General features: G+C 57.0%; 13 protein-coding genes and 1 pseudogene. 8 read left to right on the forward strand and 6 right to left on the reverse strand.

The genetic code is table 11. The features are described 5' to 3' along the window. Positions 1-2: 2 nt before the first annotated feature. The 3 genes from NMAG_RS05670 (at position 3) to NMAG_RS05680 (ending at position 3550) form a co-directional block, all read left to right on the forward strand. Positions 3-800 carry a VOC family protein gene (locus NMAG_RS05670; RefSeq protein ID WP_004217066.1) on the forward strand — a complete coding sequence of 266 codons (798 nt, stop codon included), beginning with the start codon at positions 3-5 and terminating at the stop codon, positions 798-800. A 162-nt stretch (positions 801-962) separates the two neighbouring features. Then, positions 963-2486, forward strand: coding sequence for a sugar transferase (locus tag NMAG_RS05675; RefSeq protein ID WP_004217068.1), 1524 nt, complete (start codon positions 963-965; stop codon positions 2484-2486). 242 nt (positions 2487-2728) lie between these two features. Beyond that, entirely contained in the window at positions 2729-3550 is an 822-nt protein-coding gene (locus NMAG_RS05680) for an IS5-like element ISNma2 family transposase (RefSeq protein WP_004217070.1), read from the forward strand. Positions 3551-3590: 40 nt separating this feature from the next. Here the strand turns inward: NMAG_RS05680 and NMAG_RS05685 are convergent, their stop codons facing one another. The 4 genes from NMAG_RS05685 to NMAG_RS05700 all read right to left on the reverse strand — a co-directional run bounded on the left by NMAG_RS05685 (position 3591) and on the right by NMAG_RS05700 (position 7747). After that, positions 3591-4034 carry a DUF4870 domain-containing protein gene (locus NMAG_RS05685; RefSeq protein WP_004217071.1) on the reverse strand — a complete coding sequence of 148 codons (444 nt, stop codon included), beginning with the start codon at positions 4032-4034 and terminating at the stop codon, positions 3591-3593. Between the two features lie 300 nt (positions 4035-4334). Next, positions 4335-5117 (reverse strand): hypothetical protein, encoded by a 783-nt coding sequence (locus NMAG_RS05690; RefSeq protein ID WP_004217072.1) that lies wholly within the window; start codon positions 5115-5117, stop codon positions 4335-4337. 4 nt (positions 5118-5121) lie between these two features. Then, positions 5122-5859: a hypothetical protein gene (locus NMAG_RS20850; protein WP_237076819.1), complete on the reverse strand. Its 738-nt coding sequence runs from the start codon at positions 5857-5859 to the stop codon at positions 5122-5124. After that, positions 5828-7747 carry an eCIS core domain-containing protein gene (locus NMAG_RS05700; protein WP_004217077.1) on the reverse strand — a complete coding sequence of 640 codons (1920 nt, stop codon included), beginning with the start codon at positions 7745-7747 and terminating at the stop codon, positions 5828-5830. The genes NMAG_RS20850 and NMAG_RS05700 overlap by 32 nt, the downstream gene beginning before the upstream one ends. Before the next feature lie 563 nt (positions 7748-8310). Between NMAG_RS05700 and NMAG_RS20855 the strand changes: the two are divergent. After that, positions 8311-8979 (forward strand): annotated as a pseudogene (locus NMAG_RS20855) (hypothetical protein); the annotation flags it as partial. Positions 8980-9199: 220 nt separating this feature from the next. Here NMAG_RS20855 and NMAG_RS05710 read toward each other — a convergent pair. Next, a complete protein-coding gene (locus tag NMAG_RS05710; RefSeq protein ID WP_004217078.1) occupies positions 9200-9901 on the reverse strand; it encodes a DUF2270 domain-containing protein in 702 nt (233 codons plus the stop codon). Between the two features lie 125 nt (positions 9902-10026). Between NMAG_RS05710 and NMAG_RS05715 the strand changes: the two genes are divergently transcribed. The 3 genes from NMAG_RS05715 (at position 10027) to NMAG_RS05725 (ending at position 12203) form a co-directional block, all read left to right on the forward strand. Continuing rightward, positions 10027-10836, forward strand: a complete 810-nt coding sequence (locus tag NMAG_RS05715) for a helix-turn-helix transcriptional regulator (protein ID WP_004217080.1) — start codon at positions 10027-10029, stop codon at positions 10834-10836. 290 nt (positions 10837-11126) lie between these two features. Then, the gene (locus tag NMAG_RS05720; RefSeq protein ID WP_012996478.1) at positions 11127-11360 is read left to right on the forward strand and encodes a DUF1059 domain-containing protein; all 234 of its coding nucleotides are present in this window, start codon (positions 11127-11129) and stop codon (positions 11358-11360) included. Positions 11361-11423: 63 nt separating this feature from the next. Next, on the forward strand, positions 11424-12203 hold the full coding sequence (locus tag NMAG_RS05725; protein ID WP_004217082.1) for a methyltransferase domain-containing protein: 780 nt from the start codon (positions 11424-11426) through the stop codon (positions 12201-12203). Between the two features lie 16 nt (positions 12204-12219). Here the strand turns inward: NMAG_RS05725 and NMAG_RS05730 are convergent, their stop codons facing one another. Further along, on the reverse strand, positions 12220-13908 hold the full coding sequence (locus NMAG_RS05730) for an HTTM domain-containing protein (RefSeq protein ID WP_004217083.1): 1689 nt from the start codon (positions 13906-13908) through the stop codon (positions 12220-12222). Between the two features lie 101 nt (positions 13909-14009). Here NMAG_RS05730 and NMAG_RS05735 point away from each other — a divergent pair, with 101 nt between their 5' ends. Next, positions 14010-14504 carry a DUF7260 family protein gene (locus NMAG_RS05735; RefSeq protein ID WP_455363789.1) on the forward strand — a complete coding sequence of 165 codons (495 nt, stop codon included), beginning with the start codon at positions 14010-14012 and terminating at the stop codon, positions 14502-14504. Positions 14505-14519 lie beyond the last annotated feature (15 nt).

A 14519-nucleotide genomic window follows, 5' to 3' on the forward strand; every position in this document is an offset into this window, starting at 1 on the left:
CCATGGACGGAACGCTCGACCACGTGATGCTTCGCGTCGCAAACCTCGAGGAGTCACTCGAGTGGTACCAGACCCATCTCGAGTACGAAGAGAAAGATCGCTACGAGGGCGACGGCTTCACCATCGTCTATCTCGGCCCCGAAGAGATGCACGAGGACGGTGCACTGCTCGAACTCACCCACAACGAGGGCGAGGACGACCTCGAGGTCGGCGACGCCTGGGGGCACATCGCTGTCCGCGTTCCCGAGGGGGAACTCGAGGACTACTACCAGCAGCTCATGGACGAGGGCGTCGAGGACTACCGCGATCCTGAGTCCTGCGGTGGCCGCTACGCGTTCGTGAAGGATCCGGACGGCCACGAAATCGAGATCGTCAAGCGCGACCCCGATGAGGGCGCGCTCTGGTCGCTCGACCACACGATGATCCGCGTCGAGGACGCCGACGAGGCGCTCGGTTACTGGACTCGCAAATTCGAGTACGAACACACCGGCCGCTGGGAGGCAGACACGTTCTCGAACTACTTCCTGAAGCCCGAGGACGCCGCGCCTGAAGAGATGGCACTCGAGCTCACCTACAACTACGACGGCCGTAGCTACGACATGGGCGACGCCTGGGGTCACCTCTGCGTTCGCGTCGACGATCTCGAGGACGACTGGGAGCAGCTGCTAACCCGTGAGGCGCCGGATTACCGCGACCCCGAGAGCAACGACAACATGTACGCCTTCACGAAAGATCAGGACGGCCACGAGATCGAGCTCCTCGAACGCGACCCGGACGCTGACTCACTGTTCCCGTTCTAGATACAGTCAATTAAGCAACTAGAACGTCTCGTATTAGCGGTTTCGAAACACCGGGGTAATAACGATATCGGCCGTTATCGGCTGTTTCTCGGAAGAAAGACGGTACCAGCTGGTGATATCTTCAACAAGTTTATGCCGGGTCCGGTTCGTAAACAGTAACGAATGTTGACAGGGTGGCGGTTTCGAATCGGAAGCGTTCTTGGCGTGATCGCGGTGACGATCACTGCCGTACTCGCTGCAAACCACCCCGCTTTGCAGGCTCTCTTTACGACGTACGTGCCGCTGTTCAATCGACTCGAGGTTACAGTCCTCTCTGGATCGTCGTTGTACTGGGCGGTCGCACTGAGTGTGATCGCAGTCGTTGGCTGTCTCATTCCGCTGTATAAACCCCAGCCGCGGCGGACGCTCGATCTGGTACTTTTCGCCCAGAAACGCGTTGTTGTCGCAATGCTCGCACTCGCGGCACTTGGCTACTTCAAGTGGTCACACCGCTTGCCACGAGCGACGCTTGCGATGATTGCAGGCGTGCTTCTCGTGACGATTCCGCTGCTGTTTCTCGTCATTCGTCGTCATCCCGGGAAAGGCGCTTCGCGGACACTCATCGTGGGTGACGACCTCGGCCAGATCGAACGTATCGCTCCGGAAATCGATACACCGGTGCTTGGCTATCTCTGTCCGTCGACAGTAGCCACGTTTTCCTTCGACGAACAGACGATCGACTCTCATCTCACGACTGACGGTGGGATGGTCGTTGGAGATCCAACGAATCAGCAGCCCGGCGACCACGATCAGGATTCAGAGGGGAAGGCCTCCGGTGAGACAGATCCGAATGCTGGGACACTACGTCACGGCGACCACGACACCGTCGACGCGTTGACCCGACTCGGTGGCCTCTCGAGACTCGAGGACGTGCTGGTCGAGTACGACATCGACACCGTCGTACTCGCCTTCCAGCGGCCCGACCGCGCCGAGTTTTTCGGTGCGCTCGATGCCTGCCACGAACACGGCGTGCGAGCGAAAGTCCACCGCAAGTACGCCGATAGCGTGTTGGTCGCGAGCAGCGCCGTCGATACACTGGTCGACGTCGACCTCGAGCCGTGGGATCCGTTCGATCACTTCTTCAAGCGCGTCTTCGACGTCTGTTTTGCCGCCGCCGGGTTGCTCGCGTTCGCGCCGCTCATGCTGGTGATCGCACTCGCGATCAAACTCGACAGCGCCGGACCGGTGCTGTACAGCCAGCATCGAACTGCCGGCTTCGGTGAGACGTTCCCGATCTACAAGTTCCGGACGATGGTACCCGAAGGTGAGTCCGCGACACCGACCGACGACGAAAACAACGACCGCATTACGCGGGTCGGACGCGTGCTCCGAACAACCCACCTTGACGAGCTCCCACAGCTGTGGTCGATCCTGCTCGGCGAGATGAGCGTCGTCGGTCCGCGGGCGGTCTGGACCAGCGAGGAGCCGCTGCTCGAACAGGACGTTCCCGCGTGGCGAAAGCGCTGGTTCGTCAAACCCGGCCTCACCGGACTCGCTCAGATCAACGACGCCAAGAGCACCGACCCGAACATGAAGCTCCGGTACGATCTCGAGTACATCCGCAAACAGTCCATCTGGTTCGACTGTACGATCGTGATCCGCCAGCTCTGGAAGGTACTCGACGATGTCAGAGGGGCGTCTGAGTAAATCGTCATAATATAGTAACAACTGCAACTAGTTACACACTGATCGCCGAGCAGGCTGGCGATCAGGTGTGCAGTGACTTGCAGTGGCTACTATAGTGCCTGAAGCGTCTCAGCCAGCGGCGTGCACTGGTCTGCCCCGCCAGATGGAGCGAAAGTGGCCAATCCACGGTGAGACAGTCTGGTATTCGATAGGCTCTGTTGAAATCCTTAGTGAGTTACAGGTTCGGTCGGTAGTTTGAGTAGATGCAGACCCTCCCAAAGTCTCGGTTGCTCCGATTTGTCGAGGAAGCATTTCAGTTAGCGAAACGTGCCGTAGCTCGATACTCCTCAAAGTTCTCGAAACAACGCTACACGCTCCATCAGCACATCGTTCTCCTCTGTCTCAAGGTTCGGAAGAACACGACCTATCGTACACTCCTCGACGAACTCATCGAGATGCCCCGTATCCGGAACGCGATCAATCTCACTGAACTCCCTGCGCCGTCTACGCTCTGCAAGGCGTTCAACAGACTCGATATGGCTGTCTGGCGAGTGCTGCTCAATCTCTCTGTTTCACTGCTCCCGACCACCGGCGTTGCGGGGATCGATGCTTCGGGATTCGACCGCAGTCACGCCTCGAAACACTACACGAAACGAGCCAAACTCACGATTCAGCAACTCAAAGTAACACTGTTGGTCGATTCCAAAGTGAACGCAGTCCTTGATTTACACGTGACGACGACACGAAAACACGATAGCCAGATCGCTCCATCGTTGATCAAACGTAACCCCGAGACTATCGACATCTTGCTCGGGGACAAAGGCTACGACGACCAGAAAATCAGACAGCTTGCTCGTCAACACGAGATTCGTCCACTAATCAAGCATCGTGAGTTCACACCGCTTCACAAGGCATGGAACGCACGCTTAGACGCTGACCTCTACGGCCAACGGAGTCAATCAGAGACAGTCAACTCAACGCTCAAGCGGAAGTACGGTGCATTCGTCCGTTCACGACGCTGGTGGAAGCAGTTTCGTGAACTCGCTCTTGGGTGTATCGTCCACAATCTTGACCAAGCAATCTAACGGTTAGTACAGGGCAAGAAGTCATCGCTCAATAGAGCGACTATCGGAACCGTTCGATGATATTAATCGAGCCGGGATACGACCACGCTGACCCGGACGCCGCTTTCTGTGTGGCAACGACAGCAAATCCGAATGTAGCGAAAACCGCGACCACCAGTGCAAGTAGCAAGGGGATTCCAATGAAGGTAAACACTGTGTCGAGGGGTGACGGTACCGCCAGCAGTTCAGTCGGCTCACCGTTGATTGTTACTTCGTCGGCACCAAGGAAGCCTGTCACGAACGCAGCAACTGCCAGAACAATAACGGTGATATGCCAATTAATCGCGTTTCGGGCGTTCTCTCGCGTAAATTCGTGGTCTGATACGGCATACATGATGGCAGGGCCAACGAAACTGGTGAAAAGCGCCAACACGTGGACGAGAATGCCGCCCAAAGAACGATTCTCAGGTTGGTCGGAGCCGGACAGTGTTGCTGTGGAGGGCATTATATTTTGATAACTTGTCTCGCCCTGTATATCTTTTCTTGCTCAGTTCGCACGTGTAGGGCACAGTAGATTCGCGCGAATAAATATCTAAAGAAGAGGATTTCAACAGAGCCTTATAACCGTAGCAACACCTTTCACGCCCTCTTTAAATCTGAAATTACACTGCTGATTCCAAGGCCGAGGTCGTTTCACCTTTCCTGATAGCTGCTGTGTAACCCAGGTATACTTTCATCCTCATTGTAGGAAGAATTTATATTGATGTCATTCTTGAGTGTCAAGATGCCTCAGGAAACCTATCGGTTATTCCCATGGTAGATATTGGTCATAATCGAAATTACCGGTCCCCTTCCCAAACCCTTGAATATTGTACTGTTCTGGTGGATCCTCACCCATATTCAGATAAATATCTCTAATCTGGCATATGAGGTTATGGATCATGAACCCTCGGAAATCCTCAGGGTAGACGAAATCATCATCACCAGGTGGCTCTTTGAACGGTGGAATCATTGGCGTTATTTGCGTCAAATTATCTGAACAACTTGCAAATGTTCCTGTCGTATAATTCATCTCCGCATTCTCATTTGAGTAGTAAATACAGAAATCAGAAAGAACGTTCACAACTTTGTTCGACTCATCAATACAGAATCCTTTCATAATCAGCGAGACCTGGGGTTCACCAGGAAATTCGACTGAGTCTTTAGTAATGCCGTACTCTTCCTTGGTTTTTTCCGGATTGATGAGTGCGTGGTAATACTCACGGAACGCTTCATCAAACTCCTCCGCTGGCATGTTCTCGAGAGCGTCAATCCCCCGTCGTAGTTGTCGAGGGTCCCAGCCGTCCCGAAGGATCTCATATTCCGTCTGAGTATGGGCTTCGAACCTGGCTCGAGCTGCAACTTGATTCATGAGACGTTCCTGTTCTTGGGTTCGCTTCGATGCGTCGAGCGGATACGATTCTTGGGCGTGGAGATCTTCGGAATCCTCGTCTTCAACGTCAATCTCAACGAGATGTTGATTTCCACGTGGATCGATAACTTTCACACCAATAATGCCATCTTCGGTGCCGATGATTTCTGCCTTCATAAATCTACTTTGCTTGTTCGTTGAAGGGAACAATTTCAGAATCGTTGACCCCTAACCCGTCTACCCGATACTTTTCTGGAGGGTGACATCCTTGCATATAGTGGAGATCTCTTATCCTACATTTAAGCTGGTGGATAATAAGGTCCCGGAACCGCTTATCACAGGCGAATATCTCCTCGAGCGGCGGGATTGTAACATAAGCGTCGGGATCGCGCTCGAAAGAAAACTCAGTGTGAGCGAGATCATCGTTTTCGTGATAGAACGCTACTGGATCAGATTGTCTAACAAGTTCATCACGACCATCGTTCAGGAAGAGGAACAGTGCAGTATAGGCAACGTTGTCGACGGGTGGATCCTGAATCGCTTCATAAAAGTCCTCGAAGTGTTCCATAATCTGTGGAACATCGAACGATTCGAGCACGCCGATGGTGTCTTCAATGACGGTCCAGTCGAGGATGGGAAGGAGAAGATCGGCTTCAGTCTGGCGATGAGCCTCGTTTCGTGCCCGGAACTGCACCCGTTTGAGGATTCGGGCAGGTTCTGGATCAGTTTGGGTTGCTTCTGTGAATCGTTCGTGTACGTGACCAATGAGTTCCCCATCCCGGTCGAATAACACGTGGTTCGTGTATCCCTTGCAGTCAGTTACTTCGACTGCGATTCCTACCGAATCTTCTCCGATAATATGTGCATCCATCGATTCGTGTCCGTTATTAGTCATAATTCTCGAAACGTTCCTCTTCATCTAGTATTTTGATGAGTTCGACGACGAGTTCGTCGTATGCTTCCTTCGAATCCTGCGTCTGTTCTGGTTGGGATCTGATTCCTTTCACAGATTTTAGGATATCTTCCTCTATTCTGTCGCCTGTCTCTTTGATTTTTTCTTCAGTGCCAAGTCGATCGGCAGCAATCTTCGTGAGGATTGTTGCAAAGCCTTTGGTGCTCCCCTTCGCTGCTCCGATTGACAGTGCCTCTATTGGATCTGTGCTGCCCGAGTCGACAGTATTGGTCCCTGCCTTCTGTACCGTACCCGCTGTTCCTGATACTCCAGCACTCGATACACCCTCTTTTGCATACTCAACGGGATCTGGTCGATCGATATTCTCCGGATCGACCGATGCCATCGTGCCGACGAGCACACGCGACATCAGCCCTTCCTCCTGTAATGTTTTGATGTACTTTTCACGCTTGTCCTGACTCAGATTCACCCATTCCTCGCTTTGTATTGCTCTGAGATCCCGAAGATTTTCTTCGATCTGTTCAGGACCCGTTGACTGGCCTCCGGTACTAGACTCTATTCCATGGTCTGTCTGTATCTGATCACCGTATTTTGCATTTTCAAACTGGGTTCGCTCAGTTTTAGGTACCTTCTCTTCGTCCCTCTCTTTGGTGAGGTCTCTCTCACTCTCTTTGGCTTCTTTGAGAGCATCTCTGACTAGTTCGAGCTTGTTGTATTCCTCGTAGTCTTTTGGGAGACGTTTATCGACCTGATACTCGAGTTGCGCTTTGACAGGCGCGGTAATCGCCCCCACTGTGGTTGCGATAAACGGCTGACCCAGCGAGAGATCGACTACTGCCCCAGCAGTCGAATTTTCGGCGGTCTCGTTCAGATAATCGCCCCCGGAGAGACCCTGCCAGTGGCGCTCGATCGTTTTTCCGAACTCCGCAGCGATCTCGTCGGATTCGTTCATGAACAGCGCCAGCGTTCGTTGCTCGCGCTCGCTGAGATTCTCGATTCCTTCCCGACTATTGTATAGGATCGAATTGGCGACCTCTTCCCAGGTCCAGTGGACTTCCCCCTCCTCACCCCAGCGCTCACTGTTTCGGAACGACGATTTGGTGAGGTCCTGAAACGTCGCATTATCGAACTCCCGCTCATAGGCCCGCGTAAACGCTGGATGACCGTTCTCGTAGCCGTCACGTAGTGCCTCTGGCAGCTTTTCGAGGACCTCCTCCGGCAGGCCGTCCTCGAACTCCTCGGGGAGGTCTTCCTCGAGTTCGTCGTCAAGGACCTCAAGGAGTTCGTGTTTGTGCATCCGCTGGACGGACAGCGCTGCTTGGCTCGGGGTGAGCGCCCCTACGCCCGCGTCCGATCGGAGCGCCTCACTGGCGAGCTCGTCCGCCTCACGCTCGTACGCACTCGAGGAATCTCGCACCTCGAGTTCCTTTGCAGCCGGCAATCGAGTGACCTGTCCGTCCGTCTGCTGGCGAGTATGCACCAACTCGTGGGCAAGCAGGTACTTGCCTGTGGCGCTGTCCGGATCGAACTCGCCGTAATTGAACACGACGTGCGAGCCCACGGTGAACGCGCGGGCGTCGATCGACTCGCAGGCTTTCGCTGCTTCCGGGCCGGTATGAATCGTGACGTCGTCGAAACGATCACCCAGACGCTCGGCCAAATCCGACTGGACCGCCGCATCCAGCGACTGCCCAGGTGTGGAGAGAACCCGTCGAACTGGGTCGGGAACGGCTGTTTCTCCAGACCGGTCATCATCCAGGTGAGTGTATCTGTTTCGGTGTTTCGACAGCTCGTTCTGCCGTTCGATATCAGTTGGGACTGCTTCAGGAGACTGCGCTTGCCGCGTTCGGAACGCAGCCATCTTCTCGGAATCACCCATTATCTCGACTGGCATCCCTTCGTCGGCCCACTGTTCGACTGTCTCACGACCTTCGGTGTTTACTACCTGCTCGAGCGTCCGCCTGAGAGACGCTGTGGGTACCGAGTGGCCAAGTAACGCTTCGCAGTCGTCGGGTGAGAGCCAGATTCGATCGGCGTGATCGGTATCGGTCTCAGCAGCAGACCGGCTACGCCGAGCAGCAGATGACTGTGAGCCGGTTGTAGTGCGGGTGGCGTTGCGGTTGGATCGACGAGCCGTTGTCGACGGCTTCGACGATGGAGACGCTGATGACTGAGATGATGAAGTACCTGAATCGGAGCTGGATTTCCGAGGGCGGCGAAACCCCATCTATTACAGACAAATGTAGAGAGGAATTATATATCTTACCATTGGAAAGTAGATGAGATTTATACAGATTACTGTAACGATTTACCGGCGCACCCACCGACTGGGTCGTGGGTGCGCCGGAAATGACTTACAGTAAACCGTATGAGTGGTTCCCGAACTCCGTCATCAATATTTTCAGCTCGGTACAAGAAAAAGAAGCAGGGTTGCTGGTATATTCTGGAGATTATATACGAAGCGACGATGGACCGACGCAGAAGGCGGTCTCCCTCCGAAGCGCGAGTGGGAACGGGAAGACGAGGCCGATGACGGCACGGACGTGACGATTCGCCAGGAACTCATCGAGGACTTCGAGGACATCGGCGATACAACACCGCTCTCGGCGGATCGTGACGGCGACTCGCCGTTGAGCAATCTTCTCGATGAAGTAGCGGACGAGGAGGAGATCGACGAGCCGGCACGAGTCGAAGCGCCGACGGTACCCTTCGAGACGAACCTGCCGTGGGTAGACGTCGATCCCGCTGACGAACAGGAGATGAAGCACCAGATCGGGCGGGTATAGTAGCCACTGCAAGTCACTGCACACCTGAGCGCCAGATGACTCGGCGATCAGTGTGTAACTAGTTGCAGTTGTTACTATAATAGTCCGATAGAAGCGGCGCTGGGGTATCGAAAACGGGTTCAAGAAGCTGAAGACGTTCCTCGCAGAGACACAGTCGCCCGACCACCGGTTCCGGTACTTCAATTTCGCGTTCGCCTGTGTCCTATACAACTGCTGGCGGCTGGTGGATATCCTCGTCCAACTCGAACTGGACGGCAAAGTGGGGGACGGGCCGGCGCTCACGGCGAACTCGTTCCTGACGTTCGCCAAGAAGAATTACGGCCACGACCCACCCGACTAACCCACTCGTTTCCGCTGGACTCTCCTCACTGGGGAGCGCCAGCGCTGTCCTGAGCGCGGTTTCTCCAGTGATTTCCTGAGATCTATCCGATAGGTTTCTCAGAAGTGCGTTCTCAATGGCTCTCGGAGAGTTCTTTCAGCCTGTTTAGTCGTGAAACCTGTGCATCATAGAGGCATCTACGCAACATCAGGACACTACATTTCGTATAGCTGTATGTGGTTCATCCTGTCCGTTTCCACGCGTGCTCCTCGCCCTTCCGGAACTCTCCCATCGCGCCTCGGTCGTGTGGCCACAACGAAATTACCAGTATCACCGCGTAGAACACGCCAACGACCACGGACACGACAGTCCCCGAGAAGTCACCAACCGACGCCGCGGTTCGGAAGCTCTCTCCGGTGGCAAACGCGGTGACGCGGAAGATCCAGGCGAGCAACAACACGAACAACAGCGCGAGATAAATCCGCCGAAGCCGGTTACTGGCCGCTTCGAGAAACGTGATCTTTACCGTCGGTCGTCGATAGTCACTACTCAGCTGTGTGCGCCAATCGTCGTGTGTAAGTCCCTGCGATGGATCAAGGGCGTCCGCGAGTAGATTCTTCTGGAAGAGTCGGACGCGCGATCGGTAGACGTCGTAGTCGCGATACCGACGTGCCTCGATCACCAGAAACGTCGTCACAGCCAGCACGGCGACCAGAATGATATAGTGCGGATTGTCCGGACTCGAGAAGGCCCACGTGAGAATCGCAGCCATCACGGTAACGCTCCAGGTGGTCGTCTGATCGAGTCGGCCCCGCCAGGTCGTCTCGCGGTCGAGTTCGCCGCGGTAGGCGTCGCCGAGAACGGAATTCATCGTCGAAATCTCCTCGCCGATTTCGTCGCCGAGTTCCTCCTCGGTCGCGTCCTGTTCGTTGTCCGACCCCATAGCGAACGCACACGAGCGAGTCCCAAGTAACGACCACCAGGGCTGACTACACAGCTGGTGGCGACGACGGCATACCTAAGTCGTATGAGTGGCAGAACTATAGTCGCCGGGTCAGTACTAGAACTATGTTACCACACACCACAGACACGGCGCTCGACGACATCGAGTTTCTGGCTCGCTCGCCCCACCGAGTTACCGTACTCGAGTCCCTCGCCGAACAGCCACAGAGTCGGGCGGCGCTTCGTTCGGAGACGGGGGCGTCGGCGTCGACGGTCGGTCGGCTGCTTCGAGAGTTCGAGGCGCGCCACTGGATCGTTCGGGAGGGAAACGAATACGTGGCGACGCAATTGGGTTCGTTCGTCGCAGCGGGGCTCGGCGAGCTCATCGAACGGATCGAAACCGAGCGGACGCTGCGCGAGGTCTGGGAGTGGTTGCCCATTGAGGCGAGCGAGTTCCCCATCGAGATTGGTGCCGACGCGGTGGTGACGGTCGCAGAGACGAGTGATCCGTACCGACCGATCAACCGGTTCGTCGAGTTGCTTCGAGAGACGAGCGAGTTTCGATTCCTTGGTTTCGATCTGGCGCTGCTCGATCCCTGTCGAGAGGAGTTCTGCCAGCGGATTATCGACGGGATGCAAACGGAGATTATCGACCCACCACACGTTGCGGCTGCTGTGCGCCGAATGTACCCGGACCTCTCGACAGAGACCCTCGAGAGCGACAATATCACCGTCTTGCTCCACGAGGAGGTGCCACCCTACGGAATCAGTCTGTTCGATCACCGCGTCGGCATCAGCGGCTACAATCAGGACAGCGGTACCGTCAAGGTGTTCGTCGACACGGAAACGCCAGCGGCTCGCCGCTGGGCCGAGGACACCTACCAGCGGTTCCGGCGTGAGGCGCGTCCGCTCGCGGCCGGCCCGGAACTCGAGTGACGCTGCAGTCGAGTAATGTTGCGGCCGAGTAACGTTGCGGCACGTTGCGTTTGCGATGTCTGTCTGGTGGAGAGTTCGTTTGTGTCGATGCGTTTCGCCGCCCTTCTGCGAGTTCTCGTCTATCGGTGTGTGCTGCAAGCCGGTCACACCGTGCACGGTGTGCAGCACCTGCACTCACATCACCGTCTGCCCGCGTGTCGCGGTCTGCTCGCGGTGCACCGCGTACCAAGCCGGTGTCGGATGACTACATGCGCGTCTCGGTCGTATCGACACTCGCGAGGCGAGAACCCATGACAGCAAACGTTCACGACGAGGAAACAACGACAGCGCTTCAGGTTGCCTGCGACACGGCTGTCTCGGGCTGTGTCTTCACGATGCGGACCGAAGAGAACGACAGGGAGCGACTACTCGAGATCACACGCGACCACGTCGCCGAACAGCACGGAAAGGATTACACACTCGAGGAGATCGAAGAACAGCACGTCGAAACGGTCGACGTCTCGACGGACGGGCACGACCACTAGCGCGGGGCAGAGCCAGGTGCGGTCGCGAACAGGGAGGAGAACGTCGAAACGAACACAGCCACTATGGCATACAAACTCGACGAACGCGAACTTGAGGAGAAGGTAACGACACTCTATCAAGCGGTTGCGACGGAGCCGGACGAGGAGTACCACTTCGAAATGGGGCGACCGCTGGCGGAGCAACTGGGGTATCCGACGGCGGATCTCGACCGGATTCCAGAGCGTGCACTCGCATCGTTCGCTGGGGTTGGCTACCACATAGACATGGCCGGACTTCGAGCCGGCGATTCGGTACTCGACCTGGGGAGCGGGTCGGGGACGGACGCCTTTGTCGCCGCCTTGCACGTTGGCGACGAGGGACGCGTCGTCGGGATCGACATGACCGACGAGCAACTCGAGGGCGCACGTGCCGCTCGCGACGCGGCCGGGATGGACACCGTCTCGTTCGAACGCGGCTACATCGAGGAGTTACCTTTCGGTGACGACTCCTTCGACGTCGTGCTCTCGAACGGCGTAATCAACCTCTCGGCGCAGAAAGAACGGGTATTCGAGGAGGTCGAGCGGGTCCTCGCACCGAACGGACGCCTCGCGCTCTCAGATATCGTCAGCCGAGAGCACATGCCGGAACGGATCAAGAACGACGTGGATCTCTGGGCGTCGTGTATCGGCGGCGCGATGCAGCTCGACGACTACACCGACGTCATCGAACGTCCCGGCATCGATATCGTTGTGATGCGCGCGAATCCACAGTACGAGTTTACCTCAGAGCGCGCACAGGGTGCCTGCCAGCGCTACGGCGTGCGGAGCATCTCGATCGGGGCTCGCGTCAACCCTCATCGGTAACCGACGAACAGTCAAACTACGGCATCCCATCCCGCTCGGGGTCCACGATTTCGATCGGCTCGTTGTCATCGCAGCCGTGTTTATACAGCAACACCGCCGAGCGATCGCGCTCGTCCGGCGTTCCGATCGTCTCGCGGGTCACCTCCTCTTGCACTTGGTACATCGTGAGGTGCGTGAGTTCGTCGCCGCCGTCGTGGGCCTCGTTCCACTCAGTGCAGATGTGTTCGGCCAGCAGGGCAGTTGTCTCGGGCGGGTCTGCCGACCCGACACTGTTCATGTAGAAGCGCTCACGGTACGTCTCGTACTGGTGTTGCAGGTTATCGTACGGCCGATCGAACGACAACGCCCGGTCGTTGTACACGTCGAAGCGCTCGCCCGAGGCAGTCTCCGCCGGGAAGACGTAGTAGCGGTCCGTCGTTCGCGGCTCCGGTGCAAAGATACTCCACTCCGTCTGGTGGTCGATGAACCCGGTCGCCCCCCGTTCGATTTCCGTAGCCGGATCGACCTCGTCACTGACCAGCCCGCCAGCTGAGAGCACCGACACCAGCGCGACGACGGCTCCGAGCGCGACAACGGTTGCCGCCACTGTCCGGGCGGGGTTGTGTCGGATTCGATGTGTGAGATTTGCAGTGTACTCGAGTCGGAGCCGTGGCAGGTGGGTGGCGATTGCAGTTGCAGTTTCAGTTGCAGTTGCAGTTGCAGTTGAGAGGATACGGTGGCTGCGGTAGCGACGAGCGAGCGGGAGTCGAGTGTGGACTGTTCTGTGGGTGTCGGCGGTCGTGGTCGTGGTCGCGGTCGTAGTTGGAAGCGAGAGTCGCTGTGCAACGGCCGAGAGATCGTCCCAGAACGACGACTGCAAAAAGAGGAGGAGGCCGGCGAGCGCGACGAACGCGAACGCGCCGATGCGGACGGTGACGGCGAACGACAGGTGTGCGACCATGTAAATCGAGACGAGTCCAGTGCGGAACCGACCGTGTGCGAGGACGAGCAGGCCGGAGACACTGAGCATGTAGTACCACGCGAGGCCGCCGGCCTGGAGCAACGACGGGACTGCGTGAAGCGAGTCCGCGAGGAGAAAGGTCATGTCGTCGAGGCCGAAGACGAGGACGGCCGCCTCGCCACTCGTCCACAGGTCAGAGCCTGACTTGTGATAGCCGTTGACCGTGTACATCGTGATCATCTGAAAGAGTGCGAGCGCCGAACCGATGCTCGCGACGCTGGCTCTCGATTCCCGATCAACGTGGACAGCGTCGATCGACCACCGTTCGCCGAGCGGGAGGAAGATCGCCCAGAAAAGCAGCCAGGCGAACAGCGTATCGGCGTAGCTCAGCACCAGCGGGTTCCGCAGGTCGAGCGAGAGAACGAACACGAACGAGAGCGCAGTCACGATCCGAGTGTGGTAGCCAACGAGCAACAGGACGGCGAGTACGCCGTGGAGGACGAACAGCGCCGCCGTGCCGGCAGGATCTGTGGTGAGGAAGTATACGGCCGGCACGTCAGCCGGTAGTGCGATCGTTGCGAGCGACTGAGGGACTGGGCCGGCCTCCGTGTAAAAGTACGAAAAGTTCCGGGATCGAAGGAAGAGATCGGCGAGAATCAACAGTGCAAGAGCAATTCGAAAGAGCGCGAGCGATCGGGTATCGGTGCGGACACGCTCGCGAAGGGCAGTTCGCAGCGCCGAGAGCGTAGAGGTAGCCGAGACCATCGAGAGCGTCTTTTTCCAGACGAATCGGACACAGTATATGTCTTGTTATGTGGCAGTCCGATGAACAGTGATTACACGCTGAGCGCTCGCTTTGGTCTCGTCTGCACTATCACGTCCCACGCGACTGGTGTGACAGCAGCGCGTCTCTCGATCGGTTTACGCCAATACTGCAGGAAGCGATCCAGATGAGCGCGGGCCATCGCCGAACCGAACTCGAGACGATGGCTCGCGTCCTGGAGCGCGAAATAGCCTCGCTAAACGAGGCAGTAACTGCGGTCGACGGCGTACTCGAGTGGCTCGAAACGGTGGACAAGTCGCCGCTGTCGTCGCTCGGGTTCGAAGCGCTTCGAGAACGCCACGAAGCCCTCGCTGTTCGCCGAATGTGCTGTCAGCGATTCGTCAAGGAGCGACAGGAGACGTTGGCGCGGGTGAGTGCGCAGGAGACGCCTGCCAAAACGGCTCATCGCGAGGTTGTCGAGTACCTGTATCAGGAGCAGCGACAGACGTATCCGGTTCTGGCCGCGATGGTGGCTCTCGATCGGCTCTGTGGGACGTGCCAGCGGGTTGTTCGTGCTCACCTCGTCCGGCGTGCCTGAGCGGCGGTGTGTCTG

The sequence above is a fragment of the Natrialba magadii ATCC 43099 genome, assembly GCF_000025625.1.
In the GTDB taxonomy this organism is placed as follows: Archaea; Halobacteriota; Halobacteria; order Halobacteriales; family Natrialbaceae; genus Natrialba; species Natrialba magadii.